Annotated in this window: 6 protein-coding genes and 3 pseudogenes; 3 read left to right on the top strand and 6 right to left on the bottom strand. The window is 68.1% G+C overall.

Annotation, left to right across the window (positions count from 1 at the left end; all coding sequences use genetic code 11):
- The 4 genes and pseudogenes from ACFPZ3_RS07465 to ACFPZ3_RS07450 all read right to left on the bottom strand — a co-directional run.
- Positions 1 to 125, bottom strand: a pseudogene (locus ACFPZ3_RS07465) (IS5/IS1182 family transposase); the annotation flags it as partial.
- 208 nt (positions 126 to 333) lie between these two features.
- Positions 334 to 822, bottom strand: a pseudogene (locus ACFPZ3_RS07460) (SDR family NAD(P)-dependent oxidoreductase); the annotation flags it as partial.
- Between the two features lie 254 nt (positions 823 to 1076).
- Positions 1077 to 1643 carry a TetR/AcrR family transcriptional regulator gene (locus ACFPZ3_RS07455; RefSeq protein ID WP_379513216.1) on the bottom strand — a complete coding sequence of 189 codons (567 nt, stop codon included), beginning with the start codon at positions 1641 to 1643 and terminating at the stop codon, positions 1077 to 1079.
- 127 nt (positions 1644 to 1770) lie between these two features.
- Entirely contained in the window at positions 1771 to 2565 is a 795-nt protein-coding gene (locus ACFPZ3_RS07450; protein ID WP_379513209.1) for a helix-turn-helix transcriptional regulator, read from the bottom strand.
- A gap of 146 nt (positions 2566 to 2711) precedes the next feature.
- Between ACFPZ3_RS07450 and ACFPZ3_RS07445 the strand changes: the two genes are divergently transcribed.
- The 3 genes and pseudogenes from ACFPZ3_RS07445 to ACFPZ3_RS07435 all read left to right on the top strand — a co-directional run.
- Positions 2712 to 3083 (top strand): hypothetical protein, encoded by a 372-nt coding sequence (locus ACFPZ3_RS07445; RefSeq protein ID WP_379513208.1) that lies wholly within the window; start codon positions 2712 to 2714, stop codon positions 3081 to 3083.
- A complete protein-coding gene (locus ACFPZ3_RS07440) occupies positions 3080 to 3631 on the top strand; it encodes a nuclear transport factor 2 family protein (protein WP_379513207.1) in 552 nt (183 codons plus the stop codon). Before ACFPZ3_RS07445 ends, ACFPZ3_RS07440 begins: the two co-directional genes overlap by 4 nt.
- A gap of 550 nt (positions 3632 to 4181) precedes the next feature.
- Positions 4182 to 4695, top strand: a pseudogene (locus ACFPZ3_RS07435) (IS5 family transposase); the annotation flags it as partial.
- Between the two features lie 19 nt (positions 4696 to 4714).
- On the opposite strand, the gene ACFPZ3_RS07430 reads toward ACFPZ3_RS07435, so the two are convergent.
- Positions 4715 to 5050 carry a winged helix-turn-helix domain-containing protein gene (locus ACFPZ3_RS07430; protein ID WP_379513206.1) on the bottom strand — a complete coding sequence of 112 codons (336 nt, stop codon included), beginning with the start codon at positions 5048 to 5050 and terminating at the stop codon, positions 4715 to 4717.
- Positions 5047 to 5345: hypothetical protein (locus tag ACFPZ3_RS07425; protein WP_379513205.1), on the bottom strand; the 299-nt coding region annotated here is incomplete at its 5' end. The genes ACFPZ3_RS07430 and ACFPZ3_RS07425, both read right to left, overlap by 4 nt.

The raw sequence follows: 5345 nt of genomic DNA, 5'->3' as shown, positions 1-5345 counted from the left end.
GGACGGCCGACGAGCTCGCGCACCCGCACCTTCTTCAGGACGGGGATGAACCGCGGGCTGCCCGCCGCCTGGCCCGCGGTCAGGACGAACGCCAGCGGACGGCACCCCCGGTCGCCGGCGACGTGGGAGGCGGGGCTGCGACAGTTCATCACCACGCATCAGCGTATGGCGCGGCTGAAGCGCCAGTGGTTCGTGCCGGCCAACCGTGCGCTGGGCACGATGCGCGCCCTCGCCATGCACGTGGGTGTCCGCGCGCGCCGTCAGGTTACCGAGACACGCCTCGGGCTCGGCGAGGCGGCCAAGGGGGATGCGGCCTTCGGCTTGCTTGAGCATCTCGGGCGGGATCAGTTCGAGCAGCCCGGGGGTGCGTACACCGCCCGGGGATACGACGTTGACCCGAAAGCCATGTGCGCGCGAGCTGAGGGCCCAGCCGCGGGCGAGGCTGCGGACCGCGGCCTTCGACGCTGCGTAGACCTCGAGCCCCTGGTTGGGCCGTGTCGCGGCGGTCGAACCCGTAAGAATCACCGATGCGTTTGTGCTGAGGTGCGGCAGCGCTTGCTGCAGGGTGAAGATCGTCCCCTTGACGTTGGTGGCGAACACTGAGTCGATCAGCTCCTCCGTCACCTCGCCGAACGGAGCCGCGGTGCCGATGCCGGCGTTGGCGACCAGCACGTCGATGCGTCCGGCCTGATCGCGCACGGTCCGGTAGAACGCGTCGAGCTCTGCGGGCACCGAAGAATCGCAGAGCGCGCCGGTCACGTCGGGGCCGAGCTCGGCGACCGCGGCGTCGAGCACCTGTTTGCGGCGACCGGTGATGAACACCTTGGCGCCCTCGTCGCGGAACGCGCGTGCGGTCGCGAACCCGATGCCGGTGCCGCCCCGGTGACTACGGCGACCTTGTCCGCCAAGACGGCCATGCCGTTCCCCTTCGAGGTTATGGACTGTTGCGTCCACAACCCTCTCAGATATGGACCGAGTAGTCAAGAATGGTCGTAGCGTGCAGCTTGAGAGCGCACCCCCGAGGGCTCGGGGCAGGTGGCAGGCTGCGGCGCTACAGGTCGACGGCTGAGCTGTCGCTACTGCGTCGGGGCGGGCAGCGTCGGGGTGGGCAGGAGCCGCGCCAGGGCGGACTGGGCCGCCGTGGAGAGCACGTCGATGTCCGTACCGGTGCGCCCGAGCGCGATGAGGCCGAGTTGGGCGACCAGGACCGCGCGGGCGGTCTCGGCGGGGTCGGTGTCGGGGTCGAGGTCTCCTTCGCGCTGGGCGCGCTCCAGTGCCGCGGTGAGCGCGGCGGTGATCGCGTCGTAACTGCGGCGGGCTTCAGCGGCCACGTCCGGAGTGCTGGTGGCGAGTTCGGCGTTGCTGTTCGCCAGCAGGCAACCCCGGCGCGCAACCGCTCCGGTCGGGTCGCCGGTCGGGCTGAGCACGAACTCGCGCACCAGGTCGATCCCCTGCGCCGCGGATGCCAGACGCTCGCGCAACATCAGCAGATTCGCGTCGTCGTAGTGGCGCAGCACCCGCAGGAACAGGCTGCGCTTGTCCCCGAACGCCCCGTAGAGGCTGCCTTTGCCCAGCCCGCTCACGCGCAGCAGGTCGTCCATCGATGTCGCCGCGTAGCCCTTGTCCCAGAACTCATCGCGGATACGTGCCCGGCTTAGTTCGGGAAAGTCCAGCCGAAAACCGGTGCTGGAGTGCTAAGCGGCTGCAGCACCAGTTGGTCAGTCGGGAAGGACCCTAGCGCCCTTCGCCGGGCGGTAGATGTGGCAGAGATCAGGCGTCGTCGCGGGGCGTGTAGAGCATGACCCAGTGATCTCGTTCCGGGTCGTGCAGGAGCTCGATGTCGAAGCTGACCCGGCCGTAGGTGGAGTGGTGCAGCTGTTTGGTTGCCGATCGCCACGCGATGACCTCGCCGCGTTCCCAGTAGTCGCGGAAGGTCGGGCTGGTCGCGGTGAGTTCCGCGAGCATGCCGCGGAGGTAGTCGTCGTTGGGATATCGGCTCAGCGCGGTGCGCAGCTCGGCGGCTGCGACGCGCAGGAACTGGTCGGCACCGTCACCGAGCAAGCCGGTGAGGGCGGTGGTCGTGAAAGCCTGGTAGGCGAGGTTGCGACCGAAGCGGCCGGTCACGTCGAAGGGTGGCAGCAGCTCAGCCGCGCGCTTGTTCCGGGCCAGGAGGTCGAGCCGGCCGTCGTGCACGGTGACCGGCATCGTCTCGTCCAGCCCCCGGAGCATTCGCATCAGCCCCGGGCGGACGACCGACTCGGGGGTGGCTAGCTCGGGCGGGGACTCGCCTCCCAGCCGGAACAGGTGGGCGCGCTCCGGCCCTGTCAGAGCGAAGCCCTGCGCCAGGGCTGTGAGGATCTCACGTGACGGTCGAGGAGCCTTGCCCTGTTCCAGACGCGTGTAGTACTCCACGGAGATCCCAGTGAGATCGGCTACCTCTTGCCGACGAAGCCCCGCCACGCGCCGCCGGGAACTTCTCGGCTGCCCGTGCGAGCCTGGCGGGGTCATCGCTGCCCTGCGCTGCCGCAGGAAGTGCGCAAGGTCGCTCCGATCATTGCTCGCCATGGGCCCATTCTTCCCCAGGTCAGACACTCTTTTCCCCGTGGTGACACTGGCAGTACTAGTTTCAGCGCAGCATTCCTGCCTGTCGCGGGGCCTTGCATCCTCGATGGTGTGCCGCTTCCCGCGGTACCAGAGCCATCGGAGGAAGTATGACCAGTACAGCGTGGACGTTCCCGATCCCGGCCGATCGAGTGGAGGAGTTCAGAAACCTGCTGTCGGAGCTGAACGAGAAGCACCTGGAAGGCCTGGGCACCCGAGCCCGGGTCGTCGGCTACCACCAGGAACGCATGTGGCTGCAGCCCAACCAGGACGGCAGCGCGGAGTTCATCGTGTCTCTGGAGTTCGACGAGGGCATCGACCTGGCCACGTTCTCCGAGCGGCTCCTTGCGTACGAGTCGGACTTCACCCGGTGGTGGACGCCGCGCTTCGCGTCCTTCGGCATGCCACCGGCACTCGGTGAACCGCTCTTGTCCTGGGACGCCACGACCGCCGTCCTGGACGCGAAGGAGGAGCTGTCATGACCGGCCCCCGACCCACCACCCGCTCGGCGCTGGAGACTGGGAAGGAGTTCATCCGGGCCGTCGAGGCGAAGGACATCGGCGCCGTCGAGGACACCCTCAGGGACGACGCCGAGCAGCTCTTCATGCACTCGAACGCGGTGACCACCGACCAGGGTGTCGCGGACATCATCGCCGGTCGTCGCAGGGGTCTCTGCGTCGCGGACGTGAGCGGCCGGGAGGAGGTGCTCGGGTACACGCGGGGCATCTTCGACAAGTTCGACCCGCTGGTCTGGCGCAACCACCGGTGGACCGTCAGCCCCAACGGCCGCGAGGTCTTCTTCCTCGGCACCGGTGACATGGTCGTCGCCCGGACCGGCGCGCCCTACCGAAACACCTACCTGACTCGGTTCGACGTCACCGACGGCAAGATCGTGCGCATGGCCGAGTACGGCAACGTGATGCTGTACGCCCGGCTAGGCGTCCACCCCAACCGCGCCGAGTTCCGGTCACTTCTCCGGGCCGTCGGACGCATGCTCTCGCCGACGCGGTCCTCTCGATCCGGTCGGTGACCAAGGGGGTACAAGTCATACCGGCATGAACGCGGGATGGTTGCCGCCACGCCGCCCCCGCAGGCTGGAGGCGACGGAGAGAAAGGACCCGCAGATGACAGACACCATCACGACCGATACGGCCACAGAAGCGAGTGTGCGGGATGCGGTGCACCGCTGGAAGGTGAGCTTCGAAGCCAAGGACGTCGACGCGATGATGACGTTCTACGCACCAGACAGGTTCGCCGCGTTCGACCTGATGCCGCCCTTGGAGTTCAGCGGCGGGCCGATGTCGCGGGAGAATTGGGTGAACTTCTTCGCCGCGTTCGACGGGCCCATCCAGCTCGACCTGTCCGGCCTGGTGATCCTGCCCGAGACCGACAGCCCGGCCTGGCACGCCTCGGTCACCCTGGACCGTGCCGCCTACCTCGTCGAACACCGCGACGAGACCGGACACGACGTAAAGACCACCGCCAAAACCGGCCGCATCGTGACCATCCGCCCGCACCACGACCTGCAAGCCGCCGCCCGCCACCAAGCCGCCACCGACCCCGCCTGGCAAGACGACTACCGGCTGAAGGCCGCCCTCCTCGGACGCTCCAGGGGCGGACAGACCAGCAAAATTCACGTCGCCGGCGACCGGAGGTGCCGCCCGCTGGCGTTCGTCCTGACCGCGGGCCAGGCGGCGGACAGCCCGCGGTTCATCCCCGTCCTGAAGAAGGTGCGGGTGCGCGAGCTCGTCGGCCGTCCCCGCACCCGGCCTGACGCAGTCGCCGGAGACAAGGCGTACCCGTCGCGCGGTAATCGCGCCCACCTGCGCAAACGTCGTATCAAGGCGGTCATCCCGGAGAAGAAGGACCAGGCCGCCAACCGAAAGAAGAAGGGCAGTAAGGGCGGTAGGCCCGTCAGCCACGACGCCGATCTTTACAAAGGCGCGGAACACCGTTGAGCGGCTGATCAACAAGCTGAAGGCGTGGCGAGGTATCGCTACGCGGTACGACAAGACACCCGCGAGCTACCTCGCCGGCCTCTACCTTCGCGCCTCGATGATCTGGCACAAGGACCTCGCCCGGACCATCTGTTGATCACAACCGAATACGCGCCCTAGCGGGCATCAGGGGTGACCCCCCGCGCCTCGGGGCGAGGGAGCCCCTCCGTGATCTGCCGGAGTGTGGAGGTGTAGTTCTGGAAGGCTTCGCGCCCTTCGTCGGTCAGCGCCAGCCAGGTCCGGGGGCGTTTGCCGACGAAGACCTTCGTCACCCGCACATAGCCCGCGTTCTCCAGCGTCAGGATGTGCTTGGACAGCAACGAGTCACTGACCTCGATCGTGTCCTTCAGGAGGCGGAACTCGACCGTCTCCGCCGCCGCGAGCATCGCCATGATCGAAAGCCGCACCGGAGCGTGGATGACTTCGTCGAGCGCGTGCCGTGGATGACTCATTGGTCACCGGCTGCGCGGATGCGTAGCGCGCCGTACAGCAGGGGCGCGGACGCGACCAGTGCGACCAGCACATCGGCCGCCAGCCACAGCGGGCCCGGCTCCTGCGGGCGCAGGAACACGTTGTAGAGCGCCCCGAGCACGGTCGCTCCCACGAACGTCGCGGTGATGGGGGAGGAGAGCCGGAACTGCAGCCGGTTGTACGCCCGCTGACGGGCGATGTAGACCGTCCCGACCAGGCCCAGGGCGAGCAGGGCCAGCATCGCGTAGTTCCTGGCCGTGTCCGTGCCAAAGAACG

It is taken from the genome of Nonomuraea insulae, from assembly GCF_042656245.1.
The sequence above is the reverse complement of the archived record's forward strand: the minus strand, read 5'-3'. Positions and strand labels throughout refer to the sequence as shown.

Coding starts and splice junctions, on each gene's coding strand:
- ACFPZ3_RS07445 (WP_379513208.1), top strand. CDS start 2,712: ATGACCAGTACAGCGTGGACGTTCCCGATCCCGGCCGATCGAGTGGAG.
- ACFPZ3_RS07440 (WP_379513207.1), top strand. CDS start 3,080: ATGACCGGCCCCCGACCCACCACCCGCTCGGCGCTGGAGACTGGGAAG.
- ACFPZ3_RS07430 (WP_379513206.1), bottom strand. CDS start 5,050: ATGAGTCATCCACGGCACGCGCTCGACGAAGTCATCCACGCTCCGGTG.
- ACFPZ3_RS07450 (WP_379513209.1), bottom strand. CDS start 2,565: ATGGCGAGCAATGATCGGAGCGACCTTGCGCACTTCCTGCGGCAGCGC.